Source organism: Stutzerimonas sp. C6.4V (assembly GCF_058536345.1).
Genome location: NZ_JBZUBM010000001.1, coordinates 1137826 through 1154902 on the forward strand (window position 1 = coordinate 1137826; position 17077 = coordinate 1154902).

Here is a 17077-nt window from a genome sequence, read left to right on the forward strand (position 1 = left end):
CGTCATCCGCCGCCCGTCGTCCGGGCTGGCAGTCCATCGCCCCATTCCTGCTTGAAGCTTGCCGCTTGAAGCTCAGCCGACGAGGTTTCCATGCGCACCGAACAACCGAAAGTCATTCATCTCAAGGACTATCAGGTTCCGGATTACCTGATCGATGAAACTCACCTGACCTTCGAGCTGTACGAAGATCGCACCCTGGTGCATGCCCAGCTGGTGATGCGGCGCAACCCGGAGGCCGGCGCCGGCTTGCCGTCCTTGCGATTGGACGGTCAGGATGTCGAGCTGCTATCCCTGTCGATCAACGACCGCGAGCTCGGCTTGGGTGATTACGAAATCGGCGAAGAAAGCCTGACCCTGCAGCCTGACGCGGCGAGCTTCACCCTCGACAGCACCGTGGTGATCCATCCCGAAAGCAACACTGCGCTGGAAGGCCTCTACAAGTCCGGCAAGATGTTTTGCACCCAGTGCGAGGCCGAGGGCTTCCGCAAGATCACCTACTATCTCGACCGCCCGGACGTGATGAGCAAGTTCACTACCACCGTCAGCGCCGAGAAGCATGCCTATCCGATCCTGCTGTCCAACGGCAACCCCATCGCCAGTGGCGAAGAAGACGATGGGCGTCATTGGGCGACCTGGGAAGACCCCTTCAAGAAGCCGGCCTACCTCTTCGCCCTGGTCGCCGGCGATCTCTGGTGCGTCGAGGACAGCTTTACCACCATGAGCGGGCGCGAGGTGGCGCTGCGCATCTATGTCGAGCCGGAAAACATCGACAAGTGCCAGCACGCCATGGATAGCCTGAAGAAGTCGATGAAGTGGGACGAGGAGGCCTATGGTCGCGAATACGACCTGGACATCTTCATGATCGTCGCGGTCAACGATTTCAACATGGGCGCCATGGAAAACAAGGGCCTCAACATCTTCAACTCCAGCGCCGTGCTGGCGCGCGCCGAAACGGCTACCGATGCTGCCCACCAGCGTGTCGAGGCGATCGTCGCCCATGAATACTTCCACAACTGGTCGGGCAACCGCGTGACCTGCCGCGACTGGTTCCAGCTGTCATTGAAGGAAGGTTTCACGGTATTCCGCGACTCGCAGTTCAGCGCCGACATGAACTCGCCGACCGTCAAGCGGGTCGAGGACGTGTCCTACCTGCGTACTCACCAGTTCGCCGAGGATGCCGGCCCGATGGCCCACTCGGTGCGCCCGGAATCCTTCATCGAGATCTCCAACTTCTACACCCTGACCGTTTACGAGAAGGGCGCCGAAGTGGTTCGCATGATCCAGACGCTGCTGGGTGAGGAGGGCTTCCGCAAGGGCAGCGATCTCTACTTCGAGCGGCATGATGGCCAGGCGGTGACCGTCGATGACTTCGTCAAGGCGATGGAAGACGCCAATGGCGCCGATTTGACCCAGTTCAAACGCTGGTACAGCCAGGCGGGCACGCCGAGACTGGCCGTCAGCGAGCAGTACGACGCCGCCACAAAAACCTACAGCCTGACATTCCGCCAGAGCTGCCCGCCAACGCCTGGGCAGAGCGAAAAGCTGGCCTTCGTCATTCCGGTTTCGCTGGGCCTGCTGGACGGGCAGGGCAACGAAATCGATCTGCGCCTGCAAGACGAGGAATCATCGGTCGGTACTACCCGTGTGCTGGCCGTCGACCAGCCCGAGCAGACCTTCACCTTTGTCGACGTACCGGAGCAGCCATTGCCCTCGCTGCTGCGCGGCTTCTCCGCCCCGGTGAAGCTGGACTTCCCCTACAGCCGCGATCAGCTGATGTTCCTGATGCAGCACGATTCAGATGGCTTCAACCGTTGGGAGGCAGGGCAGCAGCTGTCGGTGCAGGTGCTGCAGGAGATGATCGGCCAGCATCAGCGCGGCGAAGCATTGCACCTGGATCAGCGTCTGGTCGCGGCCCTGCGCAGCCAGCTCGAGGATGAAAGCCTTGACCAGGCGATGGTCGCCGAGATGCTTTCCCTGCCGAGCGAGGCCTATCTCACCGAGATCAGCGACGTGGCCGATGTCGACGCGATTCACGCCGCGCGTGACTTCGCTCGCCAGAGCATCGCCACTGCGCTGTTCGATCTGTTCTGGAAGCGTTACCAGGCCAATCGCGAAGTGTCTCGGCAAACGCCCTATATCGCCGAAGCGGGTCACTTCGCCCGCCGTGCCCTGCAGAACATCGCTTTGTCTTACCTGATGCTCAGCGGCAAGCCCGAAGTGGTTGCGGCGTGCGTCGAGCAGTTCGAGCAAGCGGATAACATGACCGAGCGCCTGACCGCGCTTGCGGTGCTGGTCAACTCGGGCTTTGAGGCCGAGCGTGACAAGGCGTTGGCCTCGTTTGCCGAGCACTTCAAGGACAACCCGCTGGTCATGGATCAATGGTTCAGCGTGCAGGCTGGTAACACCCAGCCGGGTGGTCTGGAGCGTATCCAGCACCTGATGCAGCATCCGGCGTTCACGCTTAAGAATCCGAACAAGGTTCGTGCCTTGATCGGCGCTTTCGCCAACCAGAATCTGGTGAACTTCCACCGTGCCGATGGCGCCGGTTACCGGTTCCTTGCCGATCAGGTCATCGTGCTGAACAAGCTCAACCCGCAGATCGCCTCGCGCCTGCTGGCGCCGCTGACTCGCTGGCGCAAGTACGACATAGGCCGTCAGGGACTGATGAAAAACGAGCTGGAGCGGATTCTGGCGTCCGGTGAGCTGTCCAGCGACGTGTACGAGGTGGTCAGCAAAAGCCTCGCCTGACATGGTCCATCGCTGAACATCGATGGATGAAGTCATCGCAAATCCCGCGCTCCGTCGCGGGATTTTGCGTTCCAGCGCCTCGTGAATTCCCGTGCCCCGAGCGGCTGTCGAGATGCTCCGAAGCCCCGTGCCATAAGGCTCACCTATCAGGCAACATCAATCAGCCCGGTTTAACAAAACATAACGTCCAGATAATTGCCGGCGCTTTCGAAAGCCCTATAGCATGGCCTCGCCTGTCTTCATACGCAGGCCCTGCCTAATAAAAATAAAGGGGGTATGTATGAGTGAGCCCGTCATGTGGCGCACACCGGTTGGCCGCGCGGAAAAAAAGTCCCGCACGCCGCTGTTCAGCAGTCGATCGCCGCTGGCAAGAACGCTCTCGCTCTGCAGTGTTCTCTCCATCCTGTTTCTAGCCGTTCCGGTTCAGGCCCAAAGTGCTGCCGAGCCAGGCGTGCGCTACGCGATCGAATCACAGAAAGCTGCGTCCACCTTGCTTCTCGACATCGCCCATGCAGGCAAACGTCTGGTTGCCGTTGGTGATCGCGGGCACATCCTTTATTCCGACGACGGCGGTTCCAGCTGGACCCAGGCCAGGGTGCCGACCCGACAGCTGCTCACGGCCGTGTATTTCGCTGATGAAAAGCACGGCTGGGCGGTGGGGCATGACGCGCTGATCCTGGGCACGACGGACGGCGGTCAGACCTGGACCCAGCAATACGAAAACCGCGAAGGCGAAGTACCGCTGCTCGACGTCTGGTTCGAGAATTCGCAGCACGGCTTCGCCACCGGCGCGTATGGCGTGCTGCTGGAAACCACCGACGGGCAGAACTGGGAAGACGTTGCCGATCGGCTGGATAACGAGGACGGTTCCCACCTCAACGCCATTGCTGAGATTCCCGGTTCTGGTTTGTTCATCGTCGGCGAGATGGGCGGCATGTTCCGCTCCGCTGACATGGGCGAAACCTGGGAGCGCGTCGAGTCACCTTATCAGGGCTCTTTCTTCGGCGTTGTCGGCAGCGGCGAGCCGGGCGGCGTCGTCGCGTTTGGCCTGCGTGGCAATCTGTTCCGCTCAACCGATTTCGGCGACAGCTGGCAGGCGATCGAACTGCTGGATGACGGTGATGCCGTCGAATCGGGTCTGGCAGATGGCAACCTGTTGGCCGATGGACGCATTGTCGTGGTCGGGCATGGCGGCACCGTGCTCAGCAGCGAGGACAACGGAAGGAGTTTCAAGCTGTTCAGCCGCCCTGACCGGCGCTCCTTGTCGGGCGTCGTCGGCAACCCGGATGGCAACCTGGTCCTCGTCGGGCAGAGTGGCGTCCGGGTTGTTTCGCCGACCGGCGCCAACTTGCCCGCAAAACAACAATAAGCCGGAGCCAACATGACCAAGCATCAGCAGAAGCCGGCCTCCTTTCTCGAGCGCCTGATCTTCAACAATCGACCGGCAGTGATCCTGATATGCCTGTTGATCAGCGTATTCCTGTTCTATCAGGCCGCGCAGGTTCGCCCTTCGACCAGCTTCGAAAAGATGATCCCGCTGGGACATCCCTACATTCAAAACATGCTTCAGCATCGTGATGACCTGGCGAACCTGGGCAATACGGTACGGATATCCGTCGAGGCCAAGGACGGCGACATCTTTTCCAGGGAGTACATGGAAACCCTGCGTCAGATCCATGACGAAGTCTTCTATATACAGGGCGTCGACCGCTCCAACATGAAGTCGTTGTGGAGCCCCAGCGTTCGCTGGACCGAGGTGACGGAGCAGGGCTTTGCTGGTGGCGAGGTCATTCCCCAGACCTATGACGGTTCGCCGGAGAGTCTCGATGACTTGCGCAGCAATATCCTCAAGTCCGGGCAGATCGGACGCCTGGTGGCCAACGACTTCAAGTCCAGCATTATCGACGTGCCGCTGATGGAGTCCTACTCGGACCCGGACGACCGCAGCAAGCAGATCACGCTCGACTACCAGCAGTTCTCCCATGAGCTGGAAGAAAAGATTCGCGACAAGTACGAGGCGCAAAACCCGAATGTGGAGATCCACATCATCGGCTTCGCCAAGAAGGTTGGTGACCTGATCGATGGGCTGGTCGGTGTTGCGCTGTTCTTCTTCGTCGCGATCGGCATCACTCTGGCGCTGCTGCTATGGTTCACCCGCTGCGTCAAGAGCACCATCGCGGTGGTGGTGACCACCCTGATCGCGGTCGCATGGCAGCTCGGCCTGCTGCACACGCTGGGCTTCGGGCTGGATCCGTATTCGATGCTGGTGCCGTTCCTTGTATTCGCCATCGGTATTTCCCACGGTGTGCAGAAGATCAATGGCATCGCCATGGCTTCCGGCGAAACCGACGATCCGCTGGCAGCCGCGCGGATGGCATTCCGCCAATTGTTCATCCCAGGCATGGTGGCGCTGGCCTCCGACGCCGTCGGCTTCGTGACCCTGCTGCTGATCGACATCGGTGTGATCCGCGAACTGGCGATAGGTGCTTCGCTGGGTGTGGCGGTCATCATCCTGACCAACCTGATCCTGTTGCCGGTGGCGATTTCCTACATGGGCATCAGCCAGCGCGCGGTCAAGCAGGCACGTGAGGAAGCGTCGCGCGATCATCCGTTCTGGCGCGCACTGTCCAGCTTCGCCAGCCCGACCGTGGCGCCGATTTCCATCGTCATTGCCTTGCTCGCCGTGGGTGGCGGACTCTGGTACGGCCAGAACCTGAAGATCGGCGACCTTGACCAGGGCGCACCGGAACTGCATCCGGACTCGCGCTACAACCTCGATAACGATTTTGTCATCCGTAACTACTCGACCAGCTCCGACGTCCTGGTGGTGATGGTCAAGACAGCAGCCGAAGGCTGTGCCCACTACGACACCCTCGCCGCCATGGACGAGCTGATGTGGAAGATGGAAAACACTGCGGGCGTGCAGTCGGCCGTCTCGATGGTCACCGTGGCGCGGCAGAGCATCAAGGGCATGAACGAGGGCAGCCTGAAATGGGAAACGCTGTCGCGCAACCAGTTCGTGCTGAACAGCTCCATCGCTCGTGCCGAGGGCATGTACAACGGCGATTGCTCGCTGGCGCCGGTGCTGGTGTTCCTCAACGATCACAAGGCTGAGACCCTGGAGCACGTGGTTGCCGCGGCGCGTGAGTTCGCCGAGGAAAATAATCGCGAAGGGCTGGAGTTCGTCCTCGCAGCCGGTAACGCAGGTATCGAAGCGGCTACCAACGAGGTCATCGCAGCCTCTGAAACCACCATGCTGATTGCGGTCTACGCCGCGGTGAGTTTCATGTGCCTGCTGACTTTCCGCTCCATCGCCGCGACCCTGTGCGTGATCCTGCCGCTGGTATTGACCTCGATCCTCGGCAACGCCCTGATGGCCTTCATGGGCATCGGCGTGAAGGTGGCGACGTTGCCGGTTATCGCGCTCGGCGTTGGCATCGGTGTGGACTACGGCATCTACATCTATAGCCGTCTGGAGTCCTATCTGCGCCAGGGCATGACGCTGCAGGAGGCCTACTACCAGACCCTGAAATCCACCGGCAAGGCGGTGATTTTCACCGGCATCTGCCTGGCGATCGGCGTGTTCACCTGGGTGTTCTCGGCGATAAAGTTCCAGGCGGACATGGGCCTGATGCTGACCTTCATGTTCCTCTGGAACATGGTCGGCGCGATCTGGCTGCTGCCGGCACTGGCGCGCTTCCTGATCAAGCCGGAGAAGCTGCGGCAAAAGGCTTGATCGGTTCGCGGTAATGAGAGCCGCGGCCCTTTGGGTCGCGGTTTTTTTGTGGGTAATGATTCGGGTCGCTACGCATCCTGATGGGATCGCGGGGCGAATACATTCGCCCCTACTCAGGCGATCTGGCTCAAGACCTGAGTGACTGCTTGCGCAGCGACTTCGCCGATGACCAGAATCGCTGGGCTCTTGAGCTGAAAGGTGGCGGCATCCTTACACATCGTCCCTAGTTGCGAGCGGCATTCGCGTTGCTGCGGCAGGGAGGCGTTTTCGATCATTGCTACCGGAGTGCTAGCCGGCAGACCGCCCTGCATAAGTCCGGTTTGGACCTGCTGCAAGCTGCTCACGCCCATGTAGACGACCAGGGTAGTGCCGGTTTTCGCCAGCGCGTGCCACTCGGGGCTGCTACCGTCGAGCGTGTGCGCGGTGACCAGGGTGACGCCGCGGGCCACGCCGCGTTGGGTGAGTGAGATACCGCATTGGGTGGCGCCGGCCAGGCCTGCGGTGATGCCATTGACCAGTTCGACCTCGATGCCGCGCTCCGCCAGCCATTCGGCTTCCTCGCCACCGCGGCCGAAGATGCACGGGTCACCGCCTTTCAGCCGCACCACGCATTTGCCCTGGCGTGCGTAGCGCAGCATCAGCCGATGGATGAACGCCTGCGGCGTGGAGCGGCAGCCGCCGCGCTTGCCCACCGGAATGACCCGTGCGTTCGGGCAGTGCTCGAGGACGGCTGGGTTGACCAGATCGTCGATCAGCACCACCTGGGCCTCGCCCATGGCGCGCACGGCCTTGAGCGTCAGCAGCTCCGGGTCGCCAGGACCTGCACCCACCAGCCAGACTTTTGCGCTCATGTCTCTACCTCTCATGCTGCTGTAATCGTATCGGCGACACATCGGGCATCGCCGGTTGTTCTCTGGGTGAGCCGTTCAGGCCACCGCCGGCTGTTTCACCAGCAACCGCTTGATTTCCGGAACACAGGACCCACAGCTGGTGCCGCAGCTCAGCTCCCGCTTCAAGCCGTTGAGGTCGAGGCCGCGGTCTATGCCCGCACAGATCGCGTCCTCGCTCACGTTCATGCAGTTGCACAGCGTCTTGGCCGCGCGGACACCTCCGCCCGGCGGCGTGCTCAGCGGTACCAGCAGCCAGCGGCGTAGTGCCTGATCGGCCGTGCCGTCGTGCCAAAGCTGCTTCAGCCATTCGCGTGCAGCGGTTTCGCCGGACAGGCTGAGGGCGACGATGCGACCTTCCTCGATGCGTACCCGCTTGCCGACAGCACGTCGCGGGTCGTCGTAAGCCACCACCGGGCCTTCATCCAGCCCCAGCAGCTGTTCGATCCGCGCCAGTTGCACCGCATCGGGGGCTTCGTTACAGGCGGCGCGGATGACGAGCGCCGAACGGTCCCGCCCGGTCAGGCTGAAGCTCGCATGGGCGAAGCCTTCGAAAAGGGGCCGCAGCTTTTCGAAGCGCTTCTGCACATGCCCTTCGACCATGGCGAAGAACTGCCAGGGCAGCTCCACCTTCTCCACCTCCACCCCGGCGTGCTTGAGCTCCGGCTGTTTGGAGACTGGATCGAACTCGGGGAGGGTCAGCACATTCACGCCCATTCCCTTGAGGAAGCGATCCCCCCAATGCATCGGCATGAAGGCCTGGCCGGGCCGCAGACTGTCGTCCTTGTGTACCGGCAACAGCAGCTCGCCGCGGCGGCTGCGGACCTTGACCAGTTGACCGTCCAGCAAACGACGACGGCGCATGTCGTCGCCATTCATGCTCAGTATCGCTTCCTCGACGTGGCCAAACAGCCGCGCCGCGGTGCCGGTGCGGCTCATGCCGTGCCAGTGGTCGCGCAGGCGGCCGGTGTTCAGCGTGAGCGGGAAGCGCGCCTCGCGTCTCTCTTTCGGTGCCTGGTACTGCTCGGCGAGAAAGCGTGCGCGGCCGTTATCGGTAGGGAAGACCCCGTCGCAATAAAGGCGCGTGGTGCCCTTGGTGCTGCCGGCAGGAAAAGGCCATTGCTGCGGGCCGAGCCTGTCGATCAGGGCGTGGCTGAGGCCGGACAGGTCCAGGTCGCGGCCCCGGGTGAGTAGCTTGTATTCCTCGAATAGCGCTGACGGCGTATCGAACGCGAACAGGCTGGCCTGGCCCGGACGCATCAGGCTTTCCAGCCGGCGAGCGAAATCGCAGGTGATGGCCCAATCGGCACGCGCCTCGCCCGGCGCGGCGATGGCGGGTCGCACATGGCTGACACAGCGCTCGGAGTTGGTCACCGTGCCTTCCTTTTCGCCCCAGCTCGCGGCGGGCAGCAGCAGGTCGGCGTAGCGACAGGTTTCAGTGGTGAAGAAAGCTTCCTGCACCACCACGAACGGGCAGGCGGCAAGGGCTTCGTGAACCTTTTGCTGGTCCGGCATCGACTGCGCCGGGTTGGTGCAGGCGATCCACACTGCCTTGACCTTGCCGCTGCGCACGGCCTCGAACAGCTCGATGGCGGACAGGCCTGGCGCCTCCGGCAATGCCGGCACGTTCCAATAGTCAGCCACTTCGGCTCGATGTACCGCATTGCCCGCTTCGCGATGACCGGGCAACAGGTTGGACAGACTGCCGGTTTCGCGACCGCCCATGGCGTTGGGTTGACCGGTCAGGGAAAAGGGGCCGGCGCCGGGCTTGCCAATCTGGCCGGTGGCCAGGTGCAGGTTGATCAGCGCGCTGTTTTTGGCGCTGCCTGCGGTGGACTGGTTGACGCCCATGCACCAGAGCGAGAGGAAACTGTTCGACGTGCCGATGAGGCGGGCGGTGGCCTGCAGTTCATCGACGCCGATGCCGCAGAGGTCCGCCACCATGGCCGGATTGTAATCGCGCACCATGCTTTTCAGCTCGTCGAAGCCATCGGTGTGGGCCTCGATGAAATCGCGGTCGATCCAGCCTTCCCACAGCAGGATGTGCAGCATGCCGTGAAACAGCGCAACGTCAGTGCCAGGCAGGATCGACAGGTGCAGGTCCGCCAGGTCACAGGTGTCGGTGCGCCGCGGATCGACGACAATGACCTTCATTTCCGGGCGTTTCGCCTTGGCTTCTTCGAGGCGGCGGAACAGCACCGGATGGGCATAGGCCATGTTGCTGCCAACGATCAGCAGGCAATCGCTCTGCTCGATGTCCTCGTAGCTGCACGGCGGGGCGTCGGCGCCGAGACTGCGCTTGTAACCGACCACGGCGGATGACATGCACAGCCGCGAGTTCGAATCGATGTTATTGGTGCCGACCAGCGCGCGGGCGAGCTTGTTGAAGGCGTAATAGTCCTCGGTCAGCAACTGGCCGGAGATGTAGAAGGCGACGCTGTCCGGGCCGTGCTCGGCAATGGTCTCGGCGAATACGTTGGCAGCGTGGTCCAGGGCGCTGTCCCAATCGGTGCGTGTGCGGGCCAGACCCTTGCCGAGCCGCAGTTCGGGGTAAAGCGCGCGAGCGTCGAGGTCACCGGTGAGGTGAAGGGTCGCGCCCTTGCTGCACAGCTTGCCAAAGTTGGCGGGGTGGTTCGGGTCGCCGGCGACATCGAGGATGCGCTCGCCGTCGTGCTCGATCAGCACGCCGCACCCCACGCCGCAGTAGCAGCAGGTCGAAGCGGTTGTCTGGCGCATGGCGTCTCCTGGCAATTCGTTCATCTGGGGCTGGCTCTCCGTGGGCTCAGGCGCATTCGGTTGCGCTGTTCAGCCCTAACAGCACGCGGCCGTTCTCGATCCGCGCCTCATGCCGATGCGCACAGCCCACATCCGGCGCCACGGCTTCGCCGCTATCGAGGTTGATCTGCCAGTTGTGCAGCGGACAGGCGACCTGCTTGCCGAAGACGATGCCCTGGGACAGCGGGCCACCCTTGTGCGGGCAGCGGTCGTCCAGTGCAAACACCTGATCGTCGGCGGTGCGGAAGACCGCTATGTCACCCTTCGGCCCGGCGACGATGCGTGCCCCGAGTGGGTTGATCTCGTCCAGGGCGCAGATATCGAACCATTTCATGGCTGTTTCCTCGCGATTCGGTTGATCAAGCGGCTTTCGGTACCGGCGAATTACGCGGGCTCGATCTGGGCCAACTGGATGGTTTCGTATTCTTTCTTCAGTGATTGCTCGGCGATGGCCTTCTTCCAGCCATCGCCCTCGAAACTCAGCGAGAACATCAGGCGCTGGGCCAGTGCCTTGCGCCGGGCTTCGTCTTCGAGAACGATCTTCTTGATGTATTCCAGGCCGACGCGCTGCATGTAATGCACGGTGCGCTCGAGGTAGAAGCCTTCCTCGCGGTAGAGCTGGAGAAAGGCGAAGCTGTATTCGGCGACTTCCTCGGCCGTCTTGACCTTGACGAAAAACTCCCCGGCTTCGGTCTTGATGCCACCGTTGCCGCCGACGTACAGCTCCCAGCCGGAATCCACGCCAATAATGCCGACGTCCTTGATGCCGGACTCGGCGCAGTTGCGTGGGCAGGCGGAGACGGCCAGCTTGACCTTGTGCGGCGAGTACATGCCGAACAGTGCCTTTTCCAGATCGATGCCCAGCCCGGTTGAATTCTGCGTGCCGAAACGGCAGAACTCCTTGCCGACGCAGGTCTTCACGGTGCGAATGGATTTGCCGTAGGCGTGGCCATCGGGCATGTCCAGGTCCTTCCAGACGTTTGGCAGGTCATCCTTCTTGATGCCCAGCAGGTCGATGCGCTGGCCGCCGGTGACCTTCACCATCGGCACCTGGTACTTGTCGGCAACGTCAGCGATGCGGCGCAGCTCGGCGGCATTGGTCACGCCGCCGAACATCCGTGGGACGACCGAGTAGGTCCCGTCCTTCTGAATATTGGCGTGGGCGCGCTCGTTGATGAAGCGAGACTGCGGATCGTCCTTGGCTTCGCCGGGCCAGGACGAGATCAGGTAGTAGTTCAGAGCCGGGCGGCATGTGGCGCAGCCGTTGGGCGTGCGCCAGTTCAGGTAGCTCATCACGGCCGGAATGCTGATCAGGTGCTCGTCGACAATGGCCTTGCGCACCTGGCCGTGGTTGAGGTCGCTGCAGCCGCAGATGGCTTTTTCGCTTTTCGGCTTCACGTCCGCGGCGCCGCCGACGGTGCTCATCAGGATCTGTTCCACCAGCCCGGCGCAGGAGCCACAGGAGCTGGCGGCCTTGGTGTGCTTCTTTACATCGTCGACGGAGAACAGTCCGTGTTCCTGAATCGCCTTGACGATGGTGCCTTTGCACACGCCGTTGCAACCGCAGACTTCCATGCTGTCGGGCATCGCCATGGCCTTGTTCTGGCCCTGGTGGCCGGTGTCGCCGATGGCGCCTTCGCCAAACATGAGGTGGTCGCGGATCTCGCTGACGTTGTGGCCCTCGCGCACCTGACGGAAGTACCAGCCACCGTCCGCCGTATCGCCATAAAGGCAGGCGCCGACGAGAATGTTGTCCTTGATCACCAGCTTCTTGTACACGCCGCCGATGGGGTCGGAGAGGGTGATGGTTTCGGTGCCTTCGCCGCCGAGAAAATCGCCTGCGGAGAACAGATCGATGCCGGTGACCTTCAGCTTGGTCGAAGTCACTGAACCCAGGTAGCGCGAGAAGCCCAGCATTGCCAGGTGGTTGGCGCAGACCTTGGCCTGCTCGAACAGCGGTGCCACAAGGCCGTAGGCAGTGCCGCGATGGTTGGCGCATTCGCCAACGGCATAGACGCGCGGATCGTAGGTTTGCAGGGTGTCGTTGACCAAGATGCCGCGGTTGCAGGGAATGCCGGATTTTTCTGCCAGCTCGCTGTTGGGGCGGATGCCGGCGGCCATCACCACCAGATCGGCATCAATCACCTCGTCATCGGCAAAGCGCACCGCCCGAACGCGGCCCTCATCGTTGCCGAGCAGCTCGGCGGTCTGCTTCTTCATCTTGAAGTTCAGCCCGCGTGCTTCCAGTGCCTGCTGCAGCAAGGTGCCGGCAGTCTTGTCGAGTTGGCGCTCCATCGGCCATTCGCCGATATGCACCACCGTGACTTCCATGCCACGCAGCTTGAGGCCGTTTGCCGCTTCCAGCCCGAGCAACCCCCCACCGATGACCACGGCATGCTTATGGGTCTTGGCGGTGTCCATCATCTTCTGGGTGTCAGCAATGTCGCGGTAGCCGATCACGCCGTCGAGCTGGTTTCCTGGTATCGGCAGGATGAAGGGCTTCGAGCCGGTGGCGATCAGCAGGCGGTCGTACTCTGCCTCGCTGCCGTCTTCGGCAACCACGCGGCGCTTGGCGCGGTCGATTTCGACCACCTTGCGGTTGAGCATCAGGTTGATGTTGTGCTCGGCGTACCAGTCGAGATCGTTGAGCACGATCTCCTCGAAAGTCTGCTCGCCAGCCAATACCGGAGAAAGCAGGATGCGGTTGTAATTCGGATGGGGTTCGGCACCGAATACCGTAATGTCGTAGAGCTCGGGGGCGAGCTTGAGCAACTCTTCAAGGGTGCGAACCCCGGCCATGCCGTTGCCAATCATCACCAGCTTGAGTTTCTTCATGCCGTTCTCCGTGCCAGACCTTAGCAGTCAGTAGCTGCGTGGCCGTGCCGTTGTAAAAATCCAAAACGAAAAAAGGCGTCCCACTGATCTCCCAGTGAGGACGCCTTTGTCCTTGTCTTTCCGTATTCGGAGCCCGACCCTCGTCGTTGAAGGTCCAGCCTATGTAACGCTGCTGATGCAGAGGCTGTGCCAACCTGGCACTTGAGTGATGTCAGGGGTTTAGCTGCAGTTATGCAGAAGGAATTTGCGATTTATTGCACCCTGATGAAGCGCTATGCGCAGCACTGGTGCAGACCGGCACCAAAGCCTGCCGGAAATTGGCCGTTGACAGCCGCCGTGCCGCTTTTCTATTGTTCAGCCCATGCGCCGATTTAGTCAGCTACTTGCGGGGCGCCTGGAGCCAAGGCTTCGAAATACCGCTAAAGCGCTGGTTCGGTGTCGCCTCCCACCGCTGCCCAGCGGAATTCTTGAGGCGGGACTTTTCTCCAATGAATGCACTGCAACACGCACCTCTACGTTTGGCCCCTATTACCAGTGGGCTGGTCCGCAGCAACCCAAAAATCCTTCTTGGCGGAAGCCATCAACCCTCGCTGTTGCGCTATCTGGACGGCTGGCCGAAGCGCTGGGGCAAACCGCGCGCCTTTCAGGTTCAGTTCACCGGTGCCGATGAGTCGCTGGCGCCGTTTGCGTCCAACAGTTTCGATCTGGCCGTGATCCAGGCGCCAAGCGCAGAGTGCCTTGATGATTGCGTGCGCCAGCTCACCCGTGTCGCGCGCCAGGGCCTGATCGTTCGGCGCTGATCGGTCCGCTGTTGCTAGCTGCCTTTCGCCAGCCACACCAGCAGCACCAGATTCAGCAGCAGTGAGATCAGCGCGAGACCGCGCCAGACCTTCAGCGGCTCGCGTTCGAGCAGCGGCAGCTTATGCGTGCTGCTGGCCAGGCGCTCGCCCTGTTCCAGCGCCCGCAGCCATTCTTCTGCGGTTTCGAAACGGTGCGCGGGATCGGCCGCGACGGCGCGCTTGAGCATGTCATCCAGCCATTGCGGCAGGTCGGGCCGGTAGCGACTGGCCGGCACCGGCAATCCGAAACGGGGCCGTTGAAAAGCCTCGACTTCGCCGTAGGGAAAACGGCCGGTCAGCAGGAAATAGAGGGTGACGCCTGCTGCATAGAGGTCCTGCTCCCGACTCGGGGCCTCGCCGTTAAAGGCTTCCGGCGCGATATAGCTTGGCGTACCCGGAAGATGATGCGGCAGGTCCCGGGACAGACCCGGGCAATAGGCGAGGCCGAAATCCAGCAGGCGCAGCTCGCCGTCATCGCTGAAATGAAGATTCTCAGGCTTGATATCGCGGTGCAGGATATTGCGCCGGTGCAACATGCCCAGTGCCCGGATCAGGCGTGGCGCCAGCTGCAGCCAATCGGCGATCTCCATCGGGCCTTGCAGGTTGAATTGCCGGGCGAGGGTCTGGCCGCTGTATTCACGCTGCACGTAATACAGATGCTGGCGCTGGGCCAGTCCATGGACCTCGGGAAAGGCACGGCCGGCGACGCGGCGCAGAAACCATTCTTCCTGTAACAGGGCCGGCCCGGCTTCGGGTTCATCGTCACGGCTGGCCGGCAGTGTTTTCAGCAACCAGGGTTGGCCCTGCTGATCCTGCACCCGGTAGATCAGCGACTGACGCGACTCAGCCAGCAGCGATTCCACGTGCCAGCCTTCGAATACCTGGCCGGGACGTAACTTGGGTGGCAAGGGCCACTCCGGCAGCTGCGCGAACGAATCGGCCAGCGCCGCTTCCGGCAGTTCGTCGACCCGCAGCAACAACGCGCTGGCGTTGTCCTGGCTGCCGGTCTGGTGGGCAAGATTGACCAGCGTTCTGGCCGCGCTGGACAGATCCGGTCCGGCGCTCAGGACATTCTGGATATCACCTTCGGTAATGCTCTCCCAGACGCCGTCGCTGAGCAGCAAGAAGGATTCGCCGAGGCGCAGCTCGCCGTCGAGATAGTCCACCACCAGATGCTGGTCCAGGCCCATGGCACGCTTGAGCACATGCTGCATGTCTGGTTGTTCCCAGACATGGTCTTCGCTGAGCCGCTGTAGCTCGCCATCGAGCCAGCGATAGGCGCGACAGTCGCCGACATGGGCGAGGGTGAAGCGACGGCCGCGCAACACCAGTGCGGTCAAGGTGGTCAGCAGCGGCTGCCCACCACCGTTGGCCTGCAGCCAGCGATTGTGGGCAACCAGTATCCGGTCGAGGGACTGCGCGACAGTCCAGGTTTCCGGCGTGGCGTAGTAATCGGTGGCCAGTGCCTGCATGGTTGCGCGTGCCGCCAGGCCGCCATCGGCGCACTGGCTAACGCCGTCGGCAATCGCAAACAGCGCGCCCTTGCTCGCGGCAAGCCCGGGCGTTGGCGTGACGATCCGCAGCGCGTCCTGATTCTCCTCACGGGGGCCGGTTGCGCTGGCTTCGCCGAAGGAAAGGGTCAGGGGCATGGAAGGATCCTTGGTGAGTTGGATGTCGGTAGCTTTGAAGCTTGAAGCTTGAAGCTTGAAGCCCAAGCCCAAGCCCAAGCCCAAGCCAGGAGCCCTGGCTCCCAGCTCCCAGCTTCTGGCTGTGCTCTTAAACCCTTGCCGCCGTCATCGCTGCGGAACCCCAGGTGGTCCTCCAGCGGCGCTTGACGCCGTAGAGCCCGAACCATGCGAGCGCACCCAGGCTGGCGAACAGCCACAGGCCCAGCTGGTAATCGCCCGTGGCCTGCTTGACGGCCCCCAAGCCTGCGGTCAGCAGAAAGCCGCCGATGCCACCGGCCATGCCGACCAGTCCGGTCATCACGCCGATTTCCTTGTTGAAGCGCTGTGGCACCAGCTGGAACACCGCACCGTTGCCAGCGCCAAGGCTGAGCATCGCCACCACGAATAGCGCCAGAGCGGCGGTCGAGCTCGGCAGGTTGAAGCCGACCACGAACAGACAGATCGCTGCGACGGTGTACATCACCAGCAACGAACGAATACCGCCGATGCGATCCGCAAGCGCGCCCCCGAGCGGGCGCAGCAGGCTGCCGGCAAATACGCAGGCGGCGGTGTAGTAGCCAGCTTTGACCGGATCGAAGGCGTACTGGTCATGAAAGTAGCCGGGCAGGGTGCTGGCCAGGCCGAGGAAGCCACCGAAGGTCACGCTGTAGAAGAACATGAACCACCAGCTGTCGCGATCGCCCAAGGCCTTCATGTAGTCGGCAAAGGATTTCGGGGCAGGGCGATTAGGAGCATTTCTGGCAAACGTCGCGAAGATGATCAGCGTGAGCACCAGCGGGATCAGCGCCAGGCCGAAGACGTTGGTCCAGCCGAACATCGTTGCCAGAACGGGCGCGAAAAGGGCCGCGAAGACCGTCCCGGAGTTGCCCGCACCGGCGATACCCATGGCCTTGCCCTGATGCTGTGGCGGATACCACTGCGAGGCGAGCGGCAGCGCGACGGCAAAGGACGCGCCCGCCATGCCGAGGAACAGGCCCAGCAGCAGCGCTTGCTCGTAGCTGTGGATGCCGTTCAGCCAGGCGATGAAGAGCGCCGCGATCACCACGATCTGCCCGAACAGGCCCGCGGTTTTCGGCGAGGTTCGGTCCGCGAGCATACCCAGAACGAGGCGAAGTATGGCGCCGGAGAGAATCGGTGTGGCGACCATGAAAGCGCGCTGTTGCGTGGTCAGGCCCAGGTCGGCGGCGATTTGCACGCCCATGGGGCCAAGCACATACCAGACCATGAAGCTCAGGTCGAAATAGAGAAAGGCGGAGAACAGTGTCGGCGTGTGGCCGGCTTTCCAGAAACTGGTACTCATTGGAGAGGCTCCAGGCGTTCATCGTGGGCGAAGGGGGCCGCCCCAGCTTCGAGGCGAAAACAAAAGGCGCCGCGACACACCTACCGGAGCAGGAATGTTGCGACGCCTTTGTCTAACGTGGAGACCGCCGTTGGCCTACCGTACCCAACGTGGAAGCATCTAGCGTGCCAGTCTGTTCAACACGGCGTTCTGTGCGGATCAGAGTTACAACAGGAGCTTGAAAGGACTGTACGTGCACAACGATCGCGCAGCTCCGGTCCATCTCGGGG

General features: G+C 62.2%; 10 protein-coding genes. 4 read left to right on the forward strand and 6 right to left on the reverse strand.

Annotated features, from left to right (window positions below; all coding sequences use genetic code 11):
- Positions 1–90: 90 nt before the first annotated feature.
- From pepN to AC4LFW_RS05515, 3 genes are all read left to right on the forward strand, one after another.
- The gene (gene pepN / locus AC4LFW_RS05505; protein ID WP_491818193.1) at positions 91–2748 is read left to right on the forward strand and encodes an aminopeptidase N; all 2658 of its coding nucleotides are present in this window, start codon (positions 91–93) and stop codon (positions 2746–2748) included.
- Positions 2749–3028: 280 nt separating this feature from the next.
- Positions 3029–4117: a WD40/YVTN/BNR-like repeat-containing protein gene (locus tag AC4LFW_RS05510; protein WP_491818194.1), complete on the forward strand. Its 1089-nt coding sequence runs from the start codon at positions 3029–3031 to the stop codon at positions 4115–4117.
- A 12-nt stretch (positions 4118–4129) separates the two neighbouring features.
- Positions 4130–6484: an efflux RND transporter permease subunit gene (locus tag AC4LFW_RS05515; protein ID WP_491818195.1), complete on the forward strand. Its 2355-nt coding sequence runs from the start codon at positions 4130–4132 to the stop codon at positions 6482–6484.
- Between the two features lie 113 nt (positions 6485–6597).
- On the opposite strand, the gene cobA is transcribed toward AC4LFW_RS05515, so the two are convergent.
- The 4 genes from cobA to nirB all read right to left on the reverse strand — a co-directional run bounded on the left by cobA (position 6598) and on the right by nirB (position 12981).
- On the reverse strand, positions 6598–7335 hold the full coding sequence (cobA, locus tag AC4LFW_RS05520) for a uroporphyrinogen-III C-methyltransferase (RefSeq protein ID WP_491818196.1): 738 nt from the start codon (positions 7333–7335) through the stop codon (positions 6598–6600).
- Positions 7336–7410: 75 nt separating this feature from the next.
- On the reverse strand, positions 7411–10107 hold the full coding sequence (locus AC4LFW_RS05525) for a nitrate reductase (protein WP_491818197.1): 2697 nt from the start codon (positions 10105–10107) through the stop codon (positions 7411–7413).
- 46 nt (positions 10108–10153) lie between these two features.
- Positions 10154–10480, reverse strand: coding sequence for a nitrite reductase small subunit NirD (gene nirD / locus AC4LFW_RS05530; RefSeq protein ID WP_491818198.1), 327 nt, complete (start codon positions 10478–10480; stop codon positions 10154–10156).
- Positions 10481–10530: 50 nt separating this feature from the next.
- Positions 10531–12981 (reverse strand): nitrite reductase large subunit NirB, encoded by a 2451-nt coding sequence (gene nirB, locus AC4LFW_RS05535; protein ID WP_491818199.1) that lies wholly within the window; start codon positions 12979–12981, stop codon positions 10531–10533.
- 488 nt (positions 12982–13469) lie between these two features.
- On the opposite strand from nirB, the gene AC4LFW_RS05540 reads away from it, so the two are divergent.
- Positions 13470–13781: a class I SAM-dependent methyltransferase gene (locus AC4LFW_RS05540; RefSeq protein WP_491818200.1), complete on the forward strand. Its 312-nt coding sequence runs from the start codon at positions 13470–13472 to the stop codon at positions 13779–13781.
- 14 nt (positions 13782–13795) lie between these two features.
- Here AC4LFW_RS05540 and AC4LFW_RS05545 read toward each other — a convergent pair whose 3' ends face one another.
- A complete protein-coding gene (locus AC4LFW_RS05545; RefSeq protein ID WP_491818201.1) occupies positions 13796–15469 on the reverse strand; it encodes a bifunctional protein-serine/threonine kinase/phosphatase in 1674 nt (557 codons plus the stop codon).
- A 127-nt stretch (positions 15470–15596) separates the two neighbouring features.
- Complete coding sequence (locus AC4LFW_RS05550; RefSeq protein ID WP_491818202.1) at positions 15597–16808, reverse strand: nitrate/nitrite transporter; 1212 nt, start codon at positions 16806–16808, stop codon at positions 15597–15599.
- Positions 16809–17077: the final 269 nt, after the last annotated feature.

What these genes read in the sequence shown, in the direction of transcription:
- AC4LFW_RS05540 (WP_491818200.1), top strand. Translation starts at nt 13,470, where the DNA reads ATGAATGCACTGCAACACGCACCTCTACGTTTGGCCCCTATTACCAGT.
- nirB (WP_491818199.1), bottom strand. Translation starts at nt 12,981, where the DNA reads ATGAAGAAACTCAAGCTGGTGATGATTGGCAACGGCATGGCCGGGGTT.
- nirD (WP_491818198.1), bottom strand. Translation starts at nt 10,480, where the DNA reads ATGAAATGGTTCGATATCTGCGCCCTGGACGAGATCAACCCACTCGGG.
- pepN (WP_491818193.1), top strand. Translation starts at nt 91, where the DNA reads ATGCGCACCGAACAACCGAAAGTCATTCATCTCAAGGACTATCAGGTT.
- cobA (WP_491818196.1), bottom strand. Translation starts at nt 7,335, where the DNA reads ATGAGCGCAAAAGTCTGGCTGGTGGGTGCAGGTCCTGGCGACCCGGAG.
- AC4LFW_RS05510 (WP_491818194.1), top strand. Translation starts at nt 3,029, where the DNA reads ATGAGTGAGCCCGTCATGTGGCGCACACCGGTTGGCCGCGCGGAAAAA.
- AC4LFW_RS05515 (WP_491818195.1), top strand. Translation starts at nt 4,130, where the DNA reads ATGACCAAGCATCAGCAGAAGCCGGCCTCCTTTCTCGAGCGCCTGATC.
- AC4LFW_RS05525 (WP_491818197.1), bottom strand. Translation starts at nt 10,107, where the DNA reads ATGCGCCAGACAACCGCTTCGACCTGCTGCTACTGCGGCGTGGGGTGC.
- AC4LFW_RS05545 (WP_491818201.1), bottom strand. Translation starts at nt 15,469, where the DNA reads ATGCCCCTGACCCTTTCCTTCGGCGAAGCCAGCGCAACCGGCCCCCGT.
- AC4LFW_RS05550 (WP_491818202.1), bottom strand. Translation starts at nt 16,808, where the DNA reads ATGAGTACCAGTTTCTGGAAAGCCGGCCACACGCCGACACTGTTCTCC.